This is a genomic window from Fretibacterium sp. OH1220_COT-178, assembly GCF_003860125.1.
Lineage (GTDB): Bacteria > Synergistota > Synergistia > Synergistales > Aminobacteriaceae > CAJPSE01.
This window is the reverse complement of record NZ_RQYL01000103.1, coordinates 1-212: the sequence shown is the minus strand read 5'-3', so window position 1 is coordinate 212 and position 212 is coordinate 1. Positions and strand designations below refer to the sequence as shown.

Sequence of the window (212 nt, the reverse complement as noted above, 5' to 3'; positions counted from 1 at the left end):
TAGCTATGAGAAGTATTTTCCCTCAAGTAAAGTGAGAGGACGCCGATCCGCATCACGATACAGGAGGGAAAAGTGGACAAGGGAACCTTAGCACATACGAGCTGGAATTGTAAATATCATATAGTTTTCGCGCCGAAATATCGTCGTCAGATAGTCTACGGCCGGTACAAAGTGGAGATAGGCAAGATCATCCGCACCTTGTGTGAGCGCAA

1 protein-coding gene is annotated in these 212 nt (G+C 46.7%); it reads left to right on the top strand.

The genetic code is table 11. The features are described from left to right. Nucleotides 1–72: 72 nt before the first annotated feature. The coding region (locus EII26_RS13020) for a transposase (RefSeq protein WP_199735241.1) at nucleotides 73–212 on the top strand (140 nt) is incomplete at its 3' end.